The organism is Streptomyces aculeolatus, assembly GCF_020400605.1.
GTDB classification, from domain to species: domain Bacteria; phylum Actinomycetota; class Actinomycetes; order Streptomycetales; family Streptomycetaceae; genus Streptomyces; species Streptomyces aculeolatus.
This window is the reverse complement of sequence record NZ_JAINRD010000004.1, coordinates 42612-63761: the sequence shown is the minus strand read 5'-3', so window position 1 is coordinate 63761 and position 21150 is coordinate 42612. Positions and strand designations below refer to the sequence as shown.

Annotated in this window: 18 protein-coding genes and 1 pseudogene; 8 read left to right on the top strand and 11 right to left on the bottom strand. The window is 72.9% G+C overall.

Annotated features, from left to right (window positions below):
- Nucleotides 1-93: 93 nt before the first annotated feature.
- A pseudogene (locus LG396_RS09000) lies at nucleotides 94-1413 on the top strand (PQQ-dependent sugar dehydrogenase); the annotation flags it as partial.
- Nucleotides 1414-1594: 181 nt separating this feature from the next.
- On the opposite strand, the gene LG396_RS08995 reads toward LG396_RS09000, so the two are convergent.
- Nucleotides 1595-2482, bottom strand: coding sequence for a sigma-70 family RNA polymerase sigma factor (locus LG396_RS08995; protein WP_225794326.1), 888 nt, complete (start codon nucleotides 2480-2482; stop codon nucleotides 1595-1597).
- A gap of 136 nt (nucleotides 2483-2618) precedes the next feature.
- On the opposite strand from LG396_RS08995, the gene LG396_RS08990 reads away from it, so the two are divergent.
- A complete protein-coding gene (locus tag LG396_RS08990; protein WP_225794325.1) occupies nucleotides 2619-3074 on the top strand; it encodes a carboxymuconolactone decarboxylase family protein in 456 nt (151 codons plus the stop codon).
- 82 nt (nucleotides 3075-3156) lie between these two features.
- Here LG396_RS08990 and LG396_RS08985 read toward each other — a convergent pair whose 3' ends face one another.
- Nucleotides 3157-4566: a carotenoid oxygenase family protein gene (locus LG396_RS08985; RefSeq protein ID WP_225794324.1), complete on the bottom strand. Its 1410-nt coding sequence runs from the start codon at nucleotides 4564-4566 to the stop codon at nucleotides 3157-3159.
- A gap of 112 nt (nucleotides 4567-4678) precedes the next feature.
- On the opposite strand from LG396_RS08985, the gene LG396_RS08980 reads away from it, so the two are divergent.
- Entirely contained in the window at nucleotides 4679-5260 is a 582-nt protein-coding gene (locus LG396_RS08980; protein WP_225794323.1) for a PadR family transcriptional regulator, read from the top strand.
- A gap of 72 nt (nucleotides 5261-5332) precedes the next feature.
- Here the strand turns inward: LG396_RS08980 and LG396_RS08975 are convergent, their stop codons facing one another.
- The 6 genes from LG396_RS08975 to LG396_RS08950 form a co-directional block, all read right to left on the bottom strand.
- Nucleotides 5333-7126 (bottom strand): SulP family inorganic anion transporter, encoded by a 1794-nt coding sequence (locus tag LG396_RS08975; RefSeq protein WP_225794322.1) that lies wholly within the window; start codon nucleotides 7124-7126, stop codon nucleotides 5333-5335.
- Nucleotides 7123-7467, bottom strand: coding sequence for an ArsR/SmtB family transcription factor (locus tag LG396_RS08970; protein ID WP_018834440.1), 345 nt, complete (start codon nucleotides 7465-7467; stop codon nucleotides 7123-7125). Before LG396_RS08970 ends, LG396_RS08975 begins: the two co-directional genes overlap by 4 nt.
- A gap of 111 nt (nucleotides 7468-7578) precedes the next feature.
- Entirely contained in the window at nucleotides 7579-8193 is a 615-nt protein-coding gene (locus tag LG396_RS08965; protein WP_225794321.1) for a hypothetical protein, read from the bottom strand.
- A gap of 33 nt (nucleotides 8194-8226) precedes the next feature.
- Nucleotides 8227-9258 (bottom strand): LacI family DNA-binding transcriptional regulator, encoded by a 1032-nt coding sequence (locus LG396_RS08960; protein ID WP_225794320.1) that lies wholly within the window; start codon nucleotides 9256-9258, stop codon nucleotides 8227-8229.
- 49 nt (nucleotides 9259-9307) lie between these two features.
- Nucleotides 9308-11140: a discoidin domain-containing protein gene (locus tag LG396_RS08955; RefSeq protein ID WP_225794319.1), complete on the bottom strand. Its 1833-nt coding sequence runs from the start codon at nucleotides 11138-11140 to the stop codon at nucleotides 9308-9310.
- Between the two features lie 29 nt (nucleotides 11141-11169).
- On the bottom strand, nucleotides 11170-12285 hold the full coding sequence (locus tag LG396_RS08950; protein ID WP_225794318.1) for a DUF1996 domain-containing protein: 1116 nt from the start codon (nucleotides 12283-12285) through the stop codon (nucleotides 11170-11172).
- 288 nt (nucleotides 12286-12573) lie between these two features.
- On the opposite strand from LG396_RS08950, the gene LG396_RS08945 reads away from it, so the two are divergent.
- From LG396_RS08945 to LG396_RS08935, 3 genes are all read left to right on the top strand, one after another.
- A complete protein-coding gene (locus tag LG396_RS08945) occupies nucleotides 12574-13182 on the top strand; it encodes a class I SAM-dependent methyltransferase (protein WP_225794317.1) in 609 nt (202 codons plus the stop codon).
- Nucleotides 13183-13288: 106 nt separating this feature from the next.
- Nucleotides 13289-14272: a hypothetical protein gene (locus tag LG396_RS08940; RefSeq protein WP_225794316.1), complete on the top strand. Its 984-nt coding sequence runs from the start codon at nucleotides 13289-13291 to the stop codon at nucleotides 14270-14272.
- A gap of 392 nt (nucleotides 14273-14664) precedes the next feature.
- Entirely contained in the window at nucleotides 14665-15441 is a 777-nt protein-coding gene (locus LG396_RS08935) for a DUF4232 domain-containing protein (RefSeq protein ID WP_372483483.1), read from the top strand.
- A 219-nt stretch (nucleotides 15442-15660) separates the two neighbouring features.
- Here LG396_RS08935 and LG396_RS08930 read toward each other — a convergent pair whose 3' ends face one another.
- The 3 genes from LG396_RS08930 to LG396_RS08920 form a co-directional block, all read right to left on the bottom strand.
- Nucleotides 15661-16152, bottom strand: a complete 492-nt coding sequence (locus LG396_RS08930; protein ID WP_037749138.1) for a dihydrofolate reductase — start codon at nucleotides 16150-16152, stop codon at nucleotides 15661-15663.
- Nucleotides 16149-16946, bottom strand: coding sequence for a thymidylate synthase (locus tag LG396_RS08925; protein WP_037749136.1), 798 nt, complete (start codon nucleotides 16944-16946; stop codon nucleotides 16149-16151). Before LG396_RS08925 ends, LG396_RS08930 begins: the two co-directional genes overlap by 4 nt.
- Before the next feature lie 137 nt (nucleotides 16947-17083).
- Entirely contained in the window at nucleotides 17084-18520 is a 1437-nt protein-coding gene (locus tag LG396_RS08920; RefSeq protein ID WP_018834450.1) for an MFS transporter, read from the bottom strand.
- Nucleotides 18521-18616: 96 nt separating this feature from the next.
- Here LG396_RS08920 and LG396_RS08915 point away from each other — a divergent pair, with 96 nt between their 5' ends.
- The gene (locus LG396_RS08915) at nucleotides 18617-19138 is read left to right on the top strand and encodes a MarR family winged helix-turn-helix transcriptional regulator (RefSeq protein WP_225794314.1); all 522 of its coding nucleotides are present in this window, start codon (nucleotides 18617-18619) and stop codon (nucleotides 19136-19138) included.
- A 389-nt stretch (nucleotides 19139-19527) separates the two neighbouring features.
- Nucleotides 19528-21144, top strand: a complete 1617-nt coding sequence (locus LG396_RS08910) for a carbohydrate binding domain-containing protein (protein WP_225794313.1) — start codon at nucleotides 19528-19530, stop codon at nucleotides 21142-21144.
- Nucleotides 21145-21150 lie beyond the last annotated feature (6 nt).

Sequence of the window (21150 nt, the reverse complement as noted above, 5' to 3'; positions counted from 1 at the left end):
GCGCTCACCGTCCTGCCCGCCTTACTGGTGGCGACGCCCTCCGCCGTGGCCGCGCCCGAGCCCACCGGCGCGAGCGCGCCGAACGCGGCCGGGTTCACCCGCACCGCGCTGGTCGACTCCGACCTCGCCGACCCCTTCGAGCTGGCCGTCACGCCCGACGGGCGGGTGCTGTGGGCGCAGCGCACCGGTGAGCTGAAGATCGTCGACCAGGAGACGCGGGAGGTCACCACCGCGTACGACTTCGACTATCCGCTGGAGTTCACCACCCAGTCCGACGGGCTGCTCGGGCTGGCGCTCGACCCCCGGTTCGCGAAGAACCACCAGCTGTATGTGATGCACTCCGACAAGGCCGAGAAGAGGGTCGACGTCTCCCGCTTCACCCTGAAGGGCGACCGCCTCGACCCCGCTTCCCAGAAGGTGCTGCTGTCCATCCCCACCTGGCGCGGCGAGGGCCGCGCCAACGTGCACATGGGCGGCTCGCTGGCCTTCGACAGCAAGGGCAACCTGTACGCCGCCACCGGCGACAACACCGACCCCTTCGAGTCGGACGGCTTCTCGCCGACCGACGAGCGCGACGGCCGGCACGCCTGGGACGCCCAGTCCACCGCCGCCAACACCAACGACCTGCGCGGCAAGGTGCTGCGTATCAAGCCCACCAAGGGCGGCACCTACACCGTCCCCAAGGGCAACCTCTTCAGGCAGGGCGAGAAGAAGACCCGCCCGGAGATCTACGCGATGGGCTTCCGCAACCCGTTCCGCATCTCCGTCGACCCCGCGACCGACGCGCTGATGGTCGGCGACTACGGCCCCGACTCCCGCGAGGCGAACCCGGACCGCGGCCCGGCGGGCATCGTCGAGTACAACCTGATCTCCAAGGCCGGCAACATGGGCTGGCCGTACTGCGTCGGCAACAACATCCCCTTCAACGACTACGACTTCGCCGCCGGCACCTCCGGCGGGAAGTTCGACTGCGCCGCACCCGTGAACAACTCGCCGAACAACACGGGGAAGGCCCAGCTGCCACCGGCCACCGCCGCGCAGGTCTGGTACTCGTACGCGGCCTCCGCCGAGTTCCCGCAGCTCGGCTCCGGCGGCGGCGGTCCGATGGGCGGCCCGCGGTACGACTTCGACCCGGACCTCGACAGCGCGACGAAGTTCCCCGAGTCGTACGACGGCAAGTGGTTCAACTACGAGCTGACCCGCAAGTGGTTCAAGACCTTCTCGTACGCGGACGGCGAACTGCAGTCGATCGACCCGGTCTTCGAGGGCATGAGCTGGATCCAGCCCTTCGACGCCGCGTTCGGCCCCGACGGCTCGCTCTACGTCATCGACTTCGGCGAGGGCAGCGGCGTGGGCCGCGGCAGCACCAACACCAACGCCGGGATCTACCGCATCGACTACGTCGCGGACGGCGCGGCCGAGTAGGCGCACGCAGCGGGCGCGCAGCCGGAAACCGCGGCTGACGGCTGACGGCGATCGGCGCCGCCGGGCGGTTCTTCCGCCCGGCGGCGCACCTGCGGTGCGGCAGGGGGCGCGGCCCGTAGGCCGCCGCCGGGGCGGGCGGGGCCCACGGCCGGGGCCCTGCGGACGGGTCCTATCCCAGTACCGCGATGTCCAGCCCCTCCAGCCGCTCGGCGTCGCCCATCAGCTCGATCGCCGTGATTCTCCCGTCCTCGACGGTGAAGCCGAACGCCACGACCGCGCGCCCCTTCACCTGCCACACGGCGCCCACCGCCCCGTCGACCAGCGCGAGCCGCGCCGCCTGCGCGCCGCCGGAGAAGACCTTCGCCACCCCTTCCGCCCCGAGCGTCGCCCGCGCCGCGCCGATGCCCACCGCGGTCGCGTCGGCGCGCATCGCGACGTCCGGCGCCAGCAGCGCCAGCAGCCGGTCGAACTCGCCGTTGCGGGCGGCGGTGAGGAACGCGCTCACGACCTGGTGCTGGCGCCGCAGGTCGGGCAGCGGCGACGCGCCCCGGACGCGGCGGCGGGCCCGGCTGGCGAGCTGCCGGGTGGCGGCCGGGCTGCGCTCGATGATCGCGGCGATGTCGGGGAACGGCACGGCGAACATGTCGTGCAGCACGAAGGCCAGCCGCTCGTCCGGCTCCAGCGTGTCCAGGACGACCAGCAGCGCCCGGCCCACGGAGTCCGCCAGCAGCGCCGCTTCCTCCGGGTCGGCGGCCTCGTCCGCCGGCGCGGCGGGCGGCGGGTCGGCGTGCTGGTCGAGCAGCTCCTCGAAGAGCTCCTCGCGGCGGGTACGGGCCCGCAGCACGTCCAGGCAGACGCGGCCGACGACGGTGGTGAGCCAGCCGTCGAGGTTCTCGACGGACTCCGCGTCGGCGCGCTGCAGCCTGATCCACGCCTCCTGCACCGCGTCCTCGGCCTCCTCGGCGGAACCGAGCATGCGGCGGGCCACGGCCTGCAGCCGCGGCCGCCTCTCCTCGAACCTGCGGGCCAGCAACTCGTCTTCGTACATGACCACCATCCTCCTCCTCGCCCCTGCCGCCGCGCTGCGGTCACCGCCACGGCGGCCGGCTGTCACACCGCCCCACCGCCGGACGTCATAGCAGTGTGCACGCCGGAATCCGGCGCCACGAAATTTGCGAAGGAGTGACATTTCCATGCAGCCGCGAATGCCGAATCCGGCCCGCGTTCTTGATGCCATGCAGCCCGTCGGGGACATTTTCAAGGCGACCTATTCCGGCGGGGTCCCGAAAACCACACTCGACCTGGTGCACCTGCGCACGAGCCAGATCAACGGGTGCAGCGCGTGCGTCGATTCCGGCTCCCGCAATGCCAGGAGGAGCGGCGAGACCGAGGAGCGCCTTTCCGCGGTCGCCGCCTGGCGGGACTCCCCGTATTTCACCGGGGAGGAGCGGGCCGCGCTGGCGCTGACGGAGGCGACGACGAGAATGGCCGACCGCAGCGACCCGGTGCCCGACGCCCTCTGGGACGAGGTCGCCGGCCATTACGACGAGAAGGGGCTCGCGGCGATCGTGCTCATGATCGCGGTGACCAACATGTTCAACCGGCTGAACGCGACCACCAGGCAGGTGCCGCAGGACTGGGGTGCCTGACCAGGTGCCCTGAGGGCGCCGGCCCGGTCCGCGGAGGGGGGACGGACCGGGCCGGCCGCGACGGGGCAGTGGGGGCAGCAGGTCAGGCGGGGAGCACGGCCGGGGACCGGGTGCTGATCTCGTCGTCGGAGATCCAGTTGCCGTGGAAGCCGAAGGGGACGCGCCGCGGCAGGTGTACGCGGGCGAGGGGCGCGGCGGTGACGTCGGCGGCGTCGAGGACGACCAGTTCGCTGCGGTCGGTGGTGCCGTCGTGGACGACCGAGAGGATCCACCCGTCGTCCTCCTCTCCGCCGCCCGGCCGGGCCACGAACACCGGCTCCTGCGTCACGCGGCCGGCGCCGAAGTGGTGGGCGGCGGACTCGCCCGTGACGGTGTCGAACTTGACCAGCGGCCCGGGTTCGAAGCTGCCGCCGCTGTCGCGGTCGACGTCGTCGGTCAGCCGCAGGCTCGCGGGGCCGATGCCGCCGAACCAGCCGTAGCGGTGGGAGCGCCCGGTCAGTGCCTGGTTGATCCGGGGCCACTCGATGCTGCGGTCGGACATGATCTGCTCGGAGACGGCGCCCCGGTGCGGCGGGACGGTCCACCGGGCCAGGGCGGGCAGGGCGTCGGCGGGGCCGCGGAGGCTGTCGCGGAACACCGTGTCGTAGCGGACGACGTCCATGACGATCGAGCCGTCGGGGGCGTCGTAGGCGTTGAGGACGTGGAAGACGTAGCAGCGCGGCGCGTCGAACCACCTGATGTCCGCGGCCGTACCGCCGCGCGGCAGCACACCGACGCGGGACGGGTGTGCGTCGTTCCACCGCATCGGGTGTGCGTCGCCGGGCTGCGGCGTGCCCGCGGCGAGGCGGCCCACGGCGGCGGCCGAGAGGGTCACCGGGAGGTCGAGCACGACGACGCGGGTGGCGGTCATCGCCATGTCGTGGACCATGGGGACGCCGGATACGGGCAGGTCGGCCGCGTGGACGGTGGTGCCGGAGGCGTCGACGACGACGTAGCGCAGATGCGCGGAGGAGGGGTCGATCAGGTAGCTGACGGCGTGCATCTCGCCGGTCTCCGGGTCGATCTTCGGGTGGGCGGTGAAGCCGGAGCGCAGCGCGCCGTCGGAGTCCCAGGTCCGCATCCGGTTCAGGTCCGGGGTGATCGACACCGGCGCGCCGCCGCCCTCGACGAGGGCGAGGAGCCGGCCGCCGTGGGCGAGGACGTTGGTGTTGGGGGAGTCCTCGGGGGCGTCGCCCCGCACGATCCGGTTGCGGTACCACTCGGCGCGCCCGTCGCGCAGCCGGACGCCGTGCACCATGCCCCGGGCGGCGAACCAGTGGTGGCCCGCGCCGGTTTCGTGGGCGGCGGGGTTGGGGCCGATGCGCAGGAAGCGGCCGTTGAGTGCGCGGGGCAGGGCCCCGGTCACGGGGAGGTCGGAGACGCTCAGCTCGTCGGGGACGGGGGCGAAGTTGCCCTCCAGGTAGGGGTTGTCGCTGCGGGTTGCGGTAGCCATCGGGACTCCGATCGTCACATTGGAACGTGCAGCCTGTACTGTTTCGATGCTCCGGCTTCGGAGTCCGGCGTGCAACGCCGGGGTTCAGACCGTCCAGACCGGGAGATGCCCCATGCCCTCGCTCTCCGCCAGCGCCTATGTGGTGCTCGGCCTCCTGGAATCCGGCCCCGCGACCCCGTACGCGCTCGATCGCGAAATCCAGCGGAGCGTCGGGCACTTCTGGGACTTCCCGCGGTCCCAGATCTACGCGGAGGCCGCCCGGCTCGTACGCCGCGGGCTGGTGACCGAGGAGCGGGAGGCCGCCGGCCGCAGACGGCGGACGCTGGCGCTGACGCGGGCGGGGCGGGACACGCTCGCGGCGTGGCTCACCGGCCCGGCGGAGGCGGCGACGGATGTGCGGGACGAGGGCTTGCTGCGGCTGTACTTCCAGCAGGACGCGGCGTCGGACGGGGAGGGGGTGCGGCGGCTGGCGCAGGCGCAGGTGGCGGCGCACCGGGCGAAGCTGGCGGAGTACGAGGCGATTCTGGTGTGGGCGGGAGCGGGTGATTCGGCGGGAGTGGGACCGCGGTTCGAGACTCCGCAGGCGGCGGCGCTGGCGTTCGGGATGCGGTTCGAAGAGTTGGCGGTGGAGTTCTGGACGGAGGTCGCGGAGGGGGGAGCAGGGGTGGTGGATCCGCGTGGCCGGGGACGTTGAGGGGGCGGGGAGTGGCCGCAACTGCGCCCCGGCCCCTCGCCCGCGTACGCGGTACGGGACCGCCGCGTCGGGCTAGCGGTTCGGTTCCTCGACGAGGGTGGCCGTGTGCGCGGTGGGGTGGGGGTCCGGGCGCGGGGCGGGGAACGGCAGGATGCCGGCGCCGTGCAGGTGGCGGCGGGCGGCGGCGACGGCGTCGGGGGTCGTGGCGTACTCGCGGCCTTCGGCCCGCAGCAGGTCCAGCGCGCCCACCGAGTCGAGGGCCCGGCGGTGCTCGGGGCGGATGCCGGAGGTCATGACGACGATGCCGCGGCGGTCGAGCTTCTCCACCGCGTCCTTGAGGACCAGCGCGCCGGTGGCGTCGATCGTCGAGACCCGGGACATCCGCAGGATGACGACGCGCACGTCCGCGACGTCGGTCAGCTCCAGCAGGAAGCGGGGCGCGCCGGCGAAGAACAGGGGCCCTTCGAGGCGGTACTTGACGATGTGCTCGGCGAGCAGCGAGTGCTCCTCGTCGGTGTGGTCGCCGGGCAGGTGGGCGCGGAAGGAGACCTGGTCGAGCCGCGCGTGCCGGGCCACCGCGCGCAGTGCGAGGGCGCCGGCGACGAGCAGGCCGATGATCACCGCGTAGACGAGGTCGAGGGCGAGGGTGGCGCCGGCGGTGAGCACCAGCACGGCGGCGTCGGAGCGCGTGGCCCGCGCCATGGCGCGCAGCGAGGCGACCTCCACCATGCGTACGGCGGTGGCGAGCAGCACCCCGGCGAGGGCGGCGAGGGGGATCTTCGACACCAGCGGCGCGGCGGCGAAGACGATCACGGCGAGGATCGCGGCGTGGGTGAGGGAGGCGAGCCGGGAGCGCGCGCCGGTGCGGACGTTGACGGCGGTACGGGCGATGGCCCCGGTCGCGGGTACGCCGCCGAAGAGGGGCGCGGCGATGTTGGCCAGCCCCTGCCCGAAGAGTTCCTTGTCGGGGTCGTGCTTCTGTGGCGCGGGGGCGGCGGTGCTGTCGGGGCCGCGCCGCCGGCCGGCCGTCATGCCGTCCGCGACCTGCGCGGACAGCAGCGACTCCAGCGCGGCGAGGGCGGCGACGGCGACGGCGGGGGCGAGGAGGCTGCCGAGGTCGCCCGGGTCGAGGAAGGAGAGGGAGGGGGCCGGGAGGCCGGCGGGCAGCTCGCCGATGGGCTTCGCGCCGGTGAGGCCGAACGCCTGCGCCGCGAGGGTGGCGGCGATGACGGCGACGATGGAGAACGGGATCGCGGGCCGCCAGCGGGCCCCGGCGAGCATGATGGCGACGACGCCGGCGGCGAGGGCGACGGCGGTCCAGTCGGGGGCGGCGGCGAACTCCTCCAGGGCCCGCCAGGTCACGACGAGGACGCGCTCGCCTTCGGGCTTCTCGACGCCGAGGGCGTTGGGCATCTGCTGCAGGGCGATCACGCACGCGATGCCGAGGGTGAACCCCTCGACGACGGGGGCCGGTACGTACTGCATGTACCGGCCCGCGCGCGCCACCGCCAGCGCCACCAGCATGACCCCCGCGATCAGCCCGACGGCCAGCACGCCGCCGGCCCCGTACTCCGCGACGATCGGCACGAGGACGACGGTCATGGCCCCGGTCGGCCCGGAGACCTGGAGGTTGGACCCCCCGAAGAACGCCGCGACGGCCCCCGCCACGACGGCGGTGGCGAGCCCGGCTTCCGCCCCGAGCCCGGAGGAGACCCCGAACCCGAGCGCGAGGGGCAGCGCGACGATCGCCACGGTCAGCCCGGCGAGCAGGTCGCGCCGCGGATCGCGGCGCATCGCGGCGAACTCGGCGCGCGCGGGCAGCAACGAGCGAACCGGGCCCCAGGCCCGGGCCAGAAGTGTGCTCACCGCGCCTCGGCCTCCGCTTCCCGCAGCTCGGCGAGGAGCTCGTTCTGCCCGGCGAGCATCTCGGTGAGGATGCGCCGCGCGGCACGCATCAGCTCGGCGACGTCGCCGCCGGCGAGGGCGTACACGACGGTGGAGCCTTCGCGGGTGGCGGTGACGATGCCGGAGCGGCGGAGCACGGCGAGTTGCTGGGAGAGGGCGGGGGCCTCTATGCCGCCGACTTCGGTGAGGAGGTCGCGGACGGCCATGGGGCCGTCCTGGAGGAGTTCGAGGACGCGGATGCGGACGGGGTGGCCGAGCATGCGGAACAGGTCGGCTTTGGCTTGGTAGAGCGGGACCTGCACGGGAACTGACTCCAAATGATCGCGATGACGGCTACATGATGTAGCAAATTGCAGAGTAATGCAATTTGCGAAGTGGAGGATGCGGAGCGAGGGCGCACCGCTCACCCCGCCTCAGCGTCCGAAGCGCTCGTCTATGTCCGGGATCCAGAAGCACAGCTCCAGCGTCTTGAGTCTCGCCCAGTGCTGCATCTTCCGGCCCTCCCGCACCGCCCCCACCGCCCCCGCGCCCGCCAGGCCCGCGCACACCGCCGCCAGTACCGGGCGGCCTCCCGCCGCGGTCTCCGCCAGTGCGGTCACCAGCACCAGGAACAGCGTCAGCGCGACGTTCCGCAGCATCAGTGTCAGGCCCCGCAGCCGCAGCACCTCCCCCGCCGTATCCCTGTTGTGCTGTTCGGCCGCGGCCAGGAGCAGGGGGAGGTCCGCGTCCGTGAACGGCCGCTCCCGCGCCTCCGGTACCCGGGACCTGAACTCGTCCCGCGCCGCCTGCTCCGCCCGATGCCACCGGGGGAACACCCTCTCCACGGCCGCGCTCAGCGGGTACGTCACGTGCCCGAGCGCGTAACTCGCCCCCACCGCGGCGACGACCACCAGCCCCGCCGGGCCCGCGGCCAGGTCCGGGACGTCCGCGACGCCGAGCCGTGTGGTGACGTACGCGCCCAGGGAGAGCTGGAGCGCTCCGGGTATCGCGTACGTGAGGACGTCGAAGATTCCGAACGCGAAAGGCATCTTCCTCCTACCTGGCCGGCTCCCGCGGGGATGCTACGCCGACTCCCGTACCACCAGGTCCGGTTCGAAGATCACCGACTCCGGCGGGGCCTCCGGCGACTCCAGGGCCGTCAGCAGCAGCCGCACCATCTCGCCCGCCATCTCCTCCACCGGCTGCCGCACCGTCGTCAGCTCCGGCCGCGTCGCCGTCGCCGCGCTGCTGTCGTCGAAGCCGACCACCGCCACGTCCTGCGGCACCCGCCGGCCCTGCTCCCGCAGGACCTGCACCGCCGCCCGTGCCATCAGGTCGTTCGCCGCGAAGACGCCGTCCAGGTCGGGGTGTTCGCGCAGCAGCCTGGTCATGGACTGCTCGCCGGCGGACGCCGTGAAGTTGCCCTCCGCGCAGGGTACGTACGCGTGGCCGTGGCGGGCCATCGCCTGGTTGAAGCCGTCCAGCCGCTCCTGGCCCGCCAGGACGTCCAGGGGGCCGCATATCGTCACCGGCCTGCGGCAGCCGCGGGCCAGCAGGTGTTCCGCGGCCAGCCGGGCGCCGTCGCGGTGGGCCAGGTCGACGTAGCCGGCGGGGACGGGGCGGGCCGGGCGGGCGAACAGCACCGTCGCCACCCCCGCGGAGGTGAGCATCCCCGGCAGCGGGTCCTCGCCGTGGGTGGAGACCAGCAGCGCGCCGTCCGCGATGCCCTGGCGCAGGTGGGCGACGACCTGTTCGCGGGCGTCCGCCGTCTCGGCGAGCATCAGCATCGGGTGCATGCCGCGCGGGCGCAGCGCGCCCATCACGCCGTCGACGACGCGGCCGAAGAAGGGGTCGGAGAAGACGTAGCGCCGGTACGCGGCCTCGTCGCCGCCCTCGCCCGCGCCGGAGATCACCAGGCCCACCGCGCCCGTGCGCCGGGTGACGAGGGAGCGGGCCGCGCTGTTGGGTGCGTAGCCCGTCGTGCGGACGGCCGCGCGCACGGTCTCCTGGATCGCGGGGTCGACGTTCCGGGTGCCGTTGATCACGCGCGAGACCGTGGCCCGGGACACTCCGGCGACCCGGGCCACGTCCTCCAGCGTCGGCGGCCTGCCCATACGCGCCTTTATAGCACGCGCCGGAAACCGCTCTCCGACGGTCGATCGGTCAGCGGTACACGCCGAACTCGTACAGCGAGTACCCGTATCCGGTGCCGCGCGCGGTGCCGTTCATCCGCACGTAGCGGCCGGTCCCGGAGACCTCCAGGTCGTCGATCCCGCCGTTGCCCTCGGCGGTCTCGTACACCGTCTGCCAGTTCTGCCCGTCGTCCGAGACCTGGATCGCGTACGACCTGGCGAAGGCGCCCTCCCACGTGAGCTGGACGTGGTCGAACGACGTCCGCTCGCCGAGGTCCACGCTCAGCCACTGCGGGTCGGCCCACGAACTGGCCCAGCGCGTGTCGTAGCTGCCGTCGGTGGCGTCGCCCGCCTCGCAGGGGCAGCCGCCGTAGGCGTCGGTCTGCTCGGTGGACGCCGTGGACGGCTTGCCCCGGGCGATGTTGGTGCCGTCGACCGGTGGCGGGACGACCTTCACCGACAGCGTCTCGATGCCCACGTTGCCCTTGCCGTCCGTCGCGCGCAGGTACACCTTCCACACGCCGAGCCTGTCGGGCGCCGTGACCGCGAACGTCCCGTCGCCCGTCTGCCGGAACTGCGCCGGGCGCAGCGCCTTGTCCTGGTCGACGTAGTTGCTGTTGACGAGGACCTCGTACGTGAGCTGGTCGCCGTCCGGGTCCGCGACGTCCGCGGAGAGCGTGAACTCCCGGCCCGCCGGCACCGCCCCCGCGTTCTCCGCGGCCAGGCCGGAGATCACCGGCGGGGTGTTGTCGCCGCCCGTGTCGCCGCCGTACGCCTCCTTGACCGCGTAGTACGACAGCCGCCGCTGCTTGTCCGGGGTGAGGTTGAACCACACGCCGCCGAAGTCGTCCTCGATCCCGTAGTGGAAGAGGGTGGCGCCGAGCGAGACGCCGGTGTGGCCGGTCACGCAGTCCCACGCGCGGCCGTAGCCCTCGGCCTTGGCGACGTCCGACGGCTCCTCCGGCACGCCGTTGGCGTCGTCCTCGACCTCCCACTCGCCGGGCGGGCCGCCCTCGGTGACGATGTACGGCTTGTCGTAGCCGCCCGCCTCCCACGCGGCGCGCACGTCGCAGACGGCGGCGTAGGAGTTGACGGCGTACAGGTCGAGGTCCGGAGCGTTCTTCTTGTAGTAGGGCCAGGCGCCGACCCACGCGTCGGTCGAGGTCACCGGGTGGTTCGGGTCGACCTCGTGGATCTTCTTCGCGACGTCGTTGACGAAGGAGGTGTACGCGTCGCGCTGGCGTTCCAGCTCCGCGCCCTCGTAGCAGTTCTGCAGCCCGAGGACCGACTCGTTGCCGACGTTCCACATCAGCACCCCGGAGTGGTCCTTGTACTCCTGGACCCACCTGGGGAACTCGGCGAGCATGTCGTTCTTGTACGCGGTGTCCGCGACGTAGTCGACGCAGCCGCCGCTGCCCGGGCCGCCGCCGGGCTGGAGCCAGAAGCCGGCGATGACCTTGACGCCGTTGGCGGCGGCGGCGTCGAGCAGCGGTCGGGTGGTGGCGTCGGTGCCCCAGGTGCGTACCGTGTTGGCGCCCAGGGACGCGACGTCGGGCATGTAGTCGGCGGCCTCGGCGACGGGCGGGCCCCAGGTCAGGCCCTTGACGGTGTACGGCTGGCCGTCGACGGTGAGCTGCCAGGCGCCTTGCGAGCCGGTGACCTCGACGACGCTCGCGGCCGCGGCGTCCGGCTCCGGGGCCGGCTGCGCGGCGGCCGGGAGCGCGGTCGTCAGGCCGGCCAGCAGGGCGCCGGCGGCGCCGGCGGTGAGCACGGCGCGCAGGCCCCGGGCGCGCCGGGTGTGCCCGGCGTGCCCGGGTCTCGCCGCACCGGGCGGTGCGGGGGGTGCGGGGGGTCGAGGGTGCATGGGAAGGGGTCTCCTCCGGGGGTGGGGGGTCAGGGAAGCTCGTAGTCCTCGTTGAGGGCGGCGCCCGCTTCGGGGTGGGTCTCGTCGTAGCCGCGCGCGTTGCACTGGAGCGCGCCGACGACGCAGTGGTCGACGAGCGCCTTGAGGGTGGCGTCGTCCCAGACGTTGATGAAGTCGTAGTGGAACGAGTAGCCGCGGCCGCTGGAGAGCGCGACCCGCGACATGTCGCCGTTCACCGGGAACGCCATCTTGAACTCGATCATCGGCAGTGCCACCGGGTGGCTCTCCGGGCACACGTTGTTGTTCGTACCGGCCTTGACCACGGGGTAGGCCATGTGGCTCTTGTGGTCGGGGGTGTCCAGGTAGCGGCCGTCCCAGCAACTGGGCGCCTGCATCCGGATGTTGAGCTGCGTGTCCTGACTGCCGGGGCAGGCGGCGGGGATGTCGGTGTTGAAGTAGCTCTCGCCGCACTCCCAGCCCTCCACGAAGCCCGGGTGGTCGCGGAACTCCTGCTCGCTCTGCAGCGGGCTGCCGACGACGAAGCGCAGGCCCTTGGGGAACGGGCGGACGCTGGTGTAGTCGGTGACGCCGGCCTTGTAGTAGATGACCTGGTCGCCCACGGGCAGCACGGGCTCGCCGCCGTTGAGGACGGTGGGCATCCAGTAGCCGGACTTGTCGCCGGGCGCCTTGCACTCGGTGGCGCCGGCGTCGAGCGAGGCGGTGGTGCTGTGGGCGTCGGTGGTGTTGTTGCCCATGAAGGTGTGGTCGTGGGACCTGCCCGGCTGGCCGGGGTAGACGATGGGGTCGTCGGGCTTGGTGTGGGTCACCGAGCAGTTGGCCTGGAACTCGTGGAAGTAGCGGTGGGGCGGCTCCTTGTCGGACGGTACGACGCCGGTGACGGGCGGTTCCGCGGGGATGTAGCCGTCTCCGTCGGGGTCGTCGCCGGAGGCGACGGGGCGGGGCTGGGCGTGGCCGGCGTGTGCGGAGTGGGCGGGATCGCCCTTGCTGTCGGCGCTGTCCGGCGCCGCGGTGGTGGTGCGGGCGCTGGCCGTGTCGCCGGTGACGGCGATGGCGCCGAGTGCGGTGACGCACAGGGCCAGGGCCAGGGCCGGCAGAAGTACGGCGTAGAGGCGCGATCTCCTCATCCAGGGCCTCCTGGGGGTGGGGGAGGGAGAGCGGGAGAGCGCTCTCCCGTTGCGCTGGATGGTTACGCTCCGGAGAACGGCCGTCAAGAGAGCGGACACGGACGCGTGCCCCGATAAGCGGGAACGCGTCAAATGTCCGGGCGGATCCGGCAGTTGCACGGGTGCCGGTGCGGCAGCGGGCGCGCTCGTACGGTCCGTACGCCCGCGCGGGCCCGGGTCCGCCCGCGCCCGTACCGCGTCCTCCGCCCACCCTCGCGCCCCTGCGCCTCCCGTCCGTACCATGCACCGATGCCGGACTCCGACCCCGCGCCGTACTGGAACACCAACGTCGCCCGCCACCCGGGAATCCTGCGCGCCGTCCCCGCGGGCTGCCGCCACGCGCTCGACGTCGGCTGCGGCGACGGCCTCCTCGCACGCAAACTCACCGCGCGGGCCGAGCGCGTCACCGGCGTCGACAGCTCCCCGGAGATGATCGCCGCCGCCCGCGAGCAGACCGCGGGACGGCCCGGACTCGACTTCGTCGCGGGCGACTTCCTCACCGCCGACCTGCCCGCCGCCGGCTACGACTTCATCTGCTCGGTCTCCGCCGTGCACCAGATGGACTTCGCCCCCGCCCTCGCCCGCATGCGCGACCTGCTGCGCCCCGGCGGCGTCCTCGTGGTCGTCGGCCTCGCCCGCGAGCGGACCGTCGGCGACTGGGCCGTCATGGTCGCCGCCGCGCCCGTCGTACGCACCGCGAAGCTGGTGCGCCGCGCCTCCTTCCCGGCCGGCATGCCCTTCATCAGCCCGCACATGAGCTACGGCGAGGTCCGCGCAGAGGCCCGCCGCGTACTCCCCGGCGTGCGCTACCGCCGCCACGTCCTGCGCCGCTACAGCCTCACCTGGCAAGCCCCCTGACCGGCCGCCCGGCAGCCCTCCGGCCGCCCCGCCCGCCTGCGAGTTCACCAGGTCGTCACGTTGCGCGGACTACGCCCTGGGCCGGCCGGCTCCTAGGCTGACCGGCATGCCGACCCATCGCATCAGCACGCCCCTGCCGTCCTTCGACCCCGCTCGGGCGGAGGTCGTCATGCTCCCCGAGGCCCCCGAAGCCGGGTACTGGACCGGCTGTCCCGGGGTGCTGTACGAACCCGAGCGGGACCGGTGGCTGATGACGTACCGCCGGCGGCGTCCCCGGGGGCATCCGGGGGGCGAGCGCGGCTGGCGGTGCGCGGTCGCCGCGAGCGACGACGGGGTGGACTTCACCGACGTGTGGGCGGTGGAGAGCCGGCAGCTGGGGACCGACTCGATGGAGCGCTTCAGCCTGCTGCCCACCCCGGACGGCTACCAGCTCTACCTCAGCTACGTCGACCCCGTCGACTCCCGCTGGCGCATCGACGTCGTCGACGCCGCCGCGCCCGACGCCTTCGACCTCGCCGCGGCCCGCCCCGCGCTCACCGCGGCGGACACCGGCACCGAGGGGGTCAAGGACCCGTACACGCTCCGGCACGGTCCGGCGACCTACCTCTTCGCGAGCTACGCGCGGGCCGGGATCGCCGCCGCCGACGCCGCCCGCGCACACGCCACCGCCGACATCTACAACACCGGCGTCACCACCCACCCCACGGGCCTCGCCGTCTCCCTCGACGGCGGCGCGACCTTCGCCTGGCAGGGCGAGGCCATGCCCACCGGCAGCGGCTGGGACTCCTACCAGACCCGGCTCAACTCCGCCGTGCCGCTCGGCCCGGGCGCCGGCTGGCTCGGCTTCTACGACGGCATCGCCTCCCACGAGCAGAACTACGAGGAGCACTGCGGCCTCGCGGTCTCGTACGACCTGCGCAGCTGGCACCGGCTCAGCACCGCGGGGCCGTGGGTGACGGTCCCGTACGGCACGGGCTCGGTGCGCTACGTCGACGCGGTCGTCGCCGGGGACACGTGGCACATCTACTTCGAGGCCGCCCGCCCTGACGGCGCGCACGAACTGCGGCTGGCGCGCGTACCGGTGGGCTGAACACCGGCCGCGGCGGGAACTGTGACCGTGCTGTGGCCGGCGGAGTGACGCGCGTCACGGCCGTGGTGCATCCGCCCTGGTCGACTGGGCGGATGCACCATGCCACCCGTACCACTCGCGTCACTCGTGCCACTCATGCGACCGGCGAGACCCGTGCGACCCGTGCGACTTCCGCGACTCGTACGACTTCGGCGGCTCGTACGACTTCGGCGGCTCGTACGACGTCCGCGTTCCGTGCGACGTCCGCGTTCCGTGCGACTTCCGCGGCCCGTGCGACTCCTGCGAGCGGTGCGGCCCGGCTGTCGCGCGTACGTCGCGCCGGGCCGGTCTCACTCGGTCTCGCCGCGATGCTGCTGCTCGCCGCCTGCGGCACCGAGTCGGCGGACGGGGCCGTGGACGCCGGTGCCCCGACCGCGCCGGGCAACCCGACCCCGGTCGAGGTCGACGGCGTGACCATCACCCGCGTCCAGACGAAGCCGGAGACGGCGGAGCCGGTGCGGGTGGAGTTCGAGATCGCCAACCGCGGGCCGGAGGCGATGACGTACACCGTCGCCTTCGAGGTCCGCGGCTCCTCGGGCGAGGTGCTGTCGCACCCGGAGAAGATCGTGGAGTCGGTCCCGGCCGGAGGCACGGTCCCGGACCAGGCCGATGTCGCGGACCCGATGGCGGCCGGCCGGGCGGCGCAGGTGCAGATCGCCGAGGTGCGCAGCGTGCCGGCGGACGAGGTGCCGTCGCAGGGCGGGCCGTGCCCGCCGGCGGGGGTGCGGCTGTACGCGGACGAGGGCGACGCGGCGATGGGTCTGCGGGTCGTCGGGCTGCACCTGGAGAACTGTGGCACGGACGTCTACCGGCTGGACGGCTACCCGCGCGTGCAACTCGTCGACGAGGAGCACCGGGACATCACCGGCGTACGCATCCGCCGCGGCGGCGCCGCGATCGCCTCCGGCACGGGCGCGGACGCCCCGCCGCGGGCGCTGGCGCTGCGGCCGGGGGAGCGGGCGTCGACGCAACTGGTGTGGCGCAACACCGTCGAAGCGGGGGACCCGGTCAACGCCCCGTACGTACGGGTGTGGGCGAAGCCGGGCGAGGCACCGGTGACGGTGACCCCGGAACTCGACCTCGGCACGACGGGCGAACTCGGCGTCGGCGCCTGGCAGAAGCCGGAATAACCCGGAACAACCCACCCCAACCCCTCACTCCCACCCAAGGGTAGCCGCGCCCTCTGACATCGCCCGTGGGCTCCGGCTCGATGTCACAGGAGGCGCCTACCCTTGGGCGGGTGTGAGGGGTTTGGGTGCGGTGGGCTCCTGGGAGGGCGCCGGGGTTCCGGTGTGCGGGGGTTCGGATGCGCGGGGTTCAGGGGCGGCCCGGGCGTACGGCCCGGGGCGTCACCGGGTGAAGCCGCGGATCCGGTAGCGGAGACCTGAGCGGCTGACCTGCCACTCGCCGTCTTCCGCGACCCGCCACTCCGGGCCCGGCACCGGCGCGTACGTGTCGCCCGCCACCGCCGTGTCGATCTCCGTCACCGAGAGCGTCGTGGCGTGTGGCAGCGCGGCCCGGTAGACCTCCCCGCCGCCGATCACCCACACCGCGTCGCCCGGTTCCGCCGGCGCCGCTTCCAGCGCCCGGTCGACGGAGCCGGCGGGTACGGCGCCGTCCGCCGTCCACCGCGGGTCGCGCGTCACCACGATGTTGCGCCTGCCGGGCAGCGGGCGGAACCGCGGCGGCAGCGAGTCCCACGTCCTGCGGCCCATCACCACCGGGTGGCCCAGGGTGGTCGCCTTGAAGTGCGCCATGTCCTCGGGCAGGTGCCACGGAATGCCGTTGTCCGCGCCGATCACGCCGTCGCGTGCCTGCGCCCAGATCAGCCCGACGTTCACACCGCGACCGGGGCCTTGATGGCCGGGTGGTGCCGGTAGTCGAGGATCTCGACGTCCGCGTAGGCGTAGTCGAAGAGCGAGTCGGCCTTGCGCAGCCGCAGCGCAGGGAACTCGTACGGCGTGCGCGTGAGCTGCTCCGTCACCTGCTCGACGTGGTTGTCGTAGATGTGGCAGTCGCCGCCGGTCCAGATGAAGTCGCCGGGTTCGAGGCCGGTCTGCTGCGCCACCATGTGCGTGAGGAGCGCGTAGCTGGCGATGTTGAACGGGACGCCGAGGAAGAGGTCCGCGCTGCGCTGGTAGAGCTGGCAGGAGAGCCTGCCGTCGGCGACGTAGAACTGGAAGAAGGCGTGGCACGGCGGCAGCGCCATGTCGGACAGCTCGGCGACGTTCCAGGCGGAGACGATCATCCGGCGGGAGTCGGGGTTGCGGCGCAGGGTGTCGAGCACCTCGCCGATCTGGTCGACGTGGCTGCCGTCCGGGGTGGGCCACGAGCGCCACTGCACGCCGTAGACGGGGCCGAGTTCGCCGTCGGGGCCGGCCCATTCGTCCCAGATGGTGACGCCGTGCTCCTGGAGCCAGCCGACGTTGGAGTCGCCGCGCAGGAACCACAGCAGCTCGTACACGATCGACTTCAGGTGCACCTTCTTGGTGGTGATCAGCGGGAACCCCTGCGCGAGGTCGTAGCGCAGCTGGTGTCCGAAGACACTTCGGGTGCCGGTGCCCGTCCGGTCGGCCTTGGCCGTCCCGGAGGTGAGCACGGTTCGCAACAGGTCTTCGTACTGGGTGTCCGCCACAGCGGTCGAGTGTACTGCCGCCGACCCGGCGGACCGCGAAGCGGAACCCCCGCCGCCGCCCGCCCGGCGAGGGTCCGGCCCCGGATGCCGTACGGGCCCGGATGCCGTACGGGCCGGGCACCCGGGGCCGTACGCGCCTACTTGCGGCCGTGCCGCAGCCCGTGCGACGCGGCGATGGCGGCGGCCGCGCCCGCCGCGACGCCGGCGATGACGAAGCACAGGACGTACGCGTCCACGGTCGGCACCTCGGTGCCGTCGATGACCTGCGCCGCGAGCACCGCGGCGGTGGCGGCGCTCGCGATGCTGCCGCCCGCGGTACGCACCAGGGAGTTGATGCCGCTGGCGATGCCGCTCTGGTCCATGGGCACGTGCTGGACGGCGAGCGTGCCGAGGGCCGCGTAGGCGATGCCGATGCCGAGGCCCTGGATGCCGCTGAAGATCATGACGTCCAGTGCGGAGTCGTGCATGAGCGCGAGCCAGACGTATGCGACGCCCGCGATGAGGGAGCCGAGGGAGAGGGTCCAGGCGGCGCCGATCCGGGCCTCGATGCGGCCGGAGAGCGCGGAGAAGATCAGCATGCTGAAGGTGCTGGGCAGCATGTACAGGCCGACGTCCAGCACCGAGCCGCTGAGTCCGTAGCCCACCTCGCTCTCGGGGGTCTGGATGAAGTTCGAGATCAGGGTGAAGGCCGCGAACATCGAGAAGCCGAGGAGCAGCGAGGCCAGGTTGGCCGAGAGCGACTTGGGGCCGACCAGGATCTGCAGCCGCACCAGCGGCTCGCGGATCTTCAGCTCGACGGCCACCCACACCGCGCACAGCACGACCGCGGCGGCGAACAGGCCCAGGATGCGGGCGTCGGTCCAGCCCCACGCGTTGCCCTGGCTGATCCCGATGAGCAGGCTGACCAGCCAGCCGCCGAGCAGGGCGGCACCGACCAGGTCGGGCCGGCCGCCGGCGCGGCGGCCGGAGTCGCGGGTGCAGAACAGGACGAACAGCAGCCCGACGGCGGCCATGGCGGCGGCGATCCAGAAGACCGGGTGGTGGGAGTCGGTGTTGTCGGCGATGAGGCCGGTGACGAGCATGCCCACGGCGCCGCCGACGCCGAGGGTGGCGCTGACGACGCCGATGGCGGTGGTGACGCGCTCGCGCGGGTAGGAGTCGCGGATCATCCCGATGGCCAGCGGGATGACGGCCGCGGAGGTGCCCTGGAGGGCGCGGCCGACGATGAGGAGCGCGAGCGAGTCGGCTATCGCGCAGATCGCGGAGCCGACGACGAGCAGCGTCATCGTCACCGAGATCATCTTCTTCTTGCCGTACATGTCGCCGAAGCGGGACAGCAGCGGTGTGGCCACCGCCCCGGCGAGCAGGGTCGCGGTGAAGACCCACGAGACGGCGGCGACCGAGATGTCGAACGTCTGCATGAGCTGGGGGAGCAGGGGCAGCACCAGCGTCTGCTGCAGCGATACGACGAGCCCGGCGGAGGCCAGCGCGAGCAGCGTCAGGCCGGGTCCGGCGGACTGGCCGGGCCGGTCGGCGCGGCCGTCCTCGGCCACCGTGGTGGCGGTGTCTGTCATCGGGGTGGACTCCTGCGGCGGGAAGTGGGATTACTTGACTTACGCAAGCATGTGGTACTTAGTTGAGTCAAGCAAATTTAGGTTAAAGTGATGCCCATGTCTGTCCGGCCCACAGCAGCCACCCGCGTCTCACCGGACGTGGCCGAGATCGAGCGCGCCCTCAGCCGCATCGCGTATCTGAGCGGCCGGGCGCGCCAGCACGACCGGCTGATGGCGCTGGCCGGGGTGCCGCTGGACCGGGCCGCGGTGGCGCTGCTGCGGCAGATCGAGGACTCCGAGCCGCTGCGCCTCGGCGAACTGGCCCACCGGCTGGGGGTGGAGGCGTCCCACGTGACCCGGCAGGTGCAGCAGTTGCAGAAGGCGGACTACGTCTCCCGCGTCCCGGACCCGGACGACCGCCGGGCGCAGCGCATCCAGCTCACGGGTGCCGGGCGCGAGGCGATCGGGCGGATCCGCGAGGTGGCGTGCCGGGGGATGCAGGGGGCCCTTGCCGGGTGGTCGCCGGAGGATCTGCGGCTGCTCGCAGAGCTGTTCCACCGGATGGTCGACGACTTCGTCGTGCACTTCGACGACTGGGCGGTTGAGGCGGAGCGGGACTCCGGCGGCGGCGAGGAGTGACACGTCGGGCGGGCCGGGGGACGGGCCCGCTGGTTCGGGCGGGATCGGAAGCGGTCCGCGGGCGTGCCGGGGCGCGGGCGTGGGTGCGCCCCGGGATGGTGTCAGGGGTCGGGTGGCGCCTCCGGATCGGTCGCGGTCCGTGGTCCGTGGTCCGTCGTCCGGGGTGGGTCGGCGGTGGCGGCCGGTCTGCGGCGAGGGCTTGACGGCGTCGGAGGGCTCGGCTTCAATCCGTTAATAGGTCCAGACCAATAGCGCCACACCCCCTCCCTGTTCGAGGCGGCCCGATCCCCGGCCGTCCGCAATGCTGTCATGCCCACGTCATGAACGTGCCCAGGTCGGTGCCGCCCCCACGCGACCCGGGCACCCACCCCACCGCACTGGGAGGACCCGTGCGTATCGGAAACCGCTTAGTCGCCTACCTGAGTGCCGCGCTGCTCGCCGGCGCCGGCGCGGTGGCCCTGCCCACCACGGCACAGGCCGCCAACCTGCTCGACGACCCGGGCTTCGAATCCGGCAGCCTGGCCGACTGGAACTGCGGCGACAGGGCCGGCTCTGTCGTGAGCAGCCCCGTGCACAGCGGCACCAAGGCGCTCGCCGGTGCCGCGACCGCCGCCAGCAACGCCCGCTGCGCCCAGACCGTCGCCGTCCAGCCCAGCACCACGTACACGCTGTCCGCCTGGGTGCGCGGCAGCTACGTCTATCTCGGCGTGACCGGCGGCAACGCCACCTGGACGGCCTCAGCCGCCGACTACACCGAACTGACCACCTCCTTCACCACCGGTGCCAACCAGACCAGCGCCGAGGTCTACGTCCACGGCTGGTACGGCCAGGGCACCTACTACGCCGACGACGTCAGCCTCGACGGCCCCGGCGGCCAGCCCGACACCGAGGCGCCCGGCGCCCCGGGCACCCCCCGCGTCACCGGCACCACCGCCACCTCCGTCGCGCTCGCCTGGGACGCCGCCACCGACAACGTCGGCGTCACCGGCTACGACGTCTACCGCGACGGCACCCTGGCCACCACGGTGACCGGCACCAGCGCCACCGTCACCGGGCTCACGCCGAGCACCGAGTACGCCTTCACCGTCCGCGCCAAGGACCGCGCGGGCAACGCCTCGCAGCCCACCGCCGCGGTGCGCGCCACGACCGACCAGGACGGCGGCGGCAGCCCCGACTTCGTCCAGGCCGCGCCGTACCTCTACCTGGGCTGGGGCAACCCGCCCAGCCCCACCGAGGTGATGAGCGCGACCGGCATCAAGTGGTACACGATGGCGTTCATCCTGGCCCAGAACGGCTGCAACCCCGCGTGGGACAGCCAGCGTCCGCTCACGGGCGGCATCGACCAGACGAACATCAACGCCATTCGCGCGGCCGGCGGCGACGTCGTCCCGTCCATCGGCGGCTGGAGCGGCAACAAGCTGGGCCCCAACTGCTCGACGGCCGAGGCCCTCGCCGGCGCCTACCAGAAGGTGATCGACGCCTACGACCTCAAGGCGATCGACGTCGACATCGAGAACACCGACGAGTTCGAGAACGCGGCGGTGCAGGACCGCATCCTGAACGCGCTGAAGATCGTCAAGCAGAACAACCCCGGGCTGCGGACCATCCTCACCTTCCCCACTCTCAACACCGGCCCCAACTCCTGGGGCAACCGCCTGATCGAGCGGGCCCACGCCCTCCAGGCGGACATCGACAACTTCACGATCATGCCGTTCAACTTCGGCGGGCACGCGGACATGTACGGCAACACCGTCCGGGCCACCGAGGGGCTGAAGGCCAAGCTCGCCTCCGTCTTCGGCTGGAGCGACGCCGAGGCGTACGCCCACGTCGGGATCTCGGGCATGAACAACAGCAGTGACGTGGGCGAGGTCACCACGCCGCAGATCTGGACCCAGATCCGCGACTGGGGCAACTCCCACGGCATCGGCCGGATGGCCTTCTGGTCGGTCAACCGCGACCGTCCGAACTGGGAGTTCACCCGCATCACCGCCGGCTTCACCGGCTGACCACCC

Bases quoted from the DNA above. Each gene is read 5' to 3' on its own strand.
- LG396_RS08995 (WP_225794326.1), bottom strand. From the start codon at position 2,482: ATGGTGGTCATGTACGAAGACGAGTTGCTGGCCCGCAGGTTCGAGGAG.
- LG396_RS08990 (WP_225794325.1), top strand. From the start codon at position 2,619: ATGCAGCCGCGAATGCCGAATCCGGCCCGCGTTCTTGATGCCATGCAG.
- LG396_RS08985 (WP_225794324.1), bottom strand. From the start codon at position 4,566: ATGGCTACCGCAACCCGCAGCGACAACCCCTACCTGGAGGGCAACTTC.
- LG396_RS08980 (WP_225794323.1), top strand. From the start codon at position 4,679: ATGCCCTCGCTCTCCGCCAGCGCCTATGTGGTGCTCGGCCTCCTGGAA.
- LG396_RS08965 (WP_225794321.1), bottom strand. From the start codon at position 8,193: ATGCCTTTCGCGTTCGGAATCTTCGACGTCCTCACGTACGCGATACCC.
- LG396_RS08960 (WP_225794320.1), bottom strand. From the start codon at position 9,258: ATGGGCAGGCCGCCGACGCTGGAGGACGTGGCCCGGGTCGCCGGAGTG.
- LG396_RS08955 (WP_225794319.1), bottom strand. From the start codon at position 11,140: ATGCACCCTCGACCCCCCGCACCCCCCGCACCGCCCGGTGCGGCGAGA.
- LG396_RS08950 (WP_225794318.1), bottom strand. From the start codon at position 12,285: ATGAGGAGATCGCGCCTCTACGCCGTACTTCTGCCGGCCCTGGCCCTG.
- LG396_RS08945 (WP_225794317.1), top strand. From the start codon at position 12,574: ATGCCGGACTCCGACCCCGCGCCGTACTGGAACACCAACGTCGCCCGC.
- LG396_RS08940 (WP_225794316.1), top strand. From the start codon at position 13,289: ATGCCGACCCATCGCATCAGCACGCCCCTGCCGTCCTTCGACCCCGCT.
- LG396_RS08920 (WP_018834450.1), bottom strand. From the start codon at position 18,520: ATGACAGACACCGCCACCACGGTGGCCGAGGACGGCCGCGCCGACCGG.
- LG396_RS08915 (WP_225794314.1), top strand. From the start codon at position 18,617: ATGTCTGTCCGGCCCACAGCAGCCACCCGCGTCTCACCGGACGTGGCC.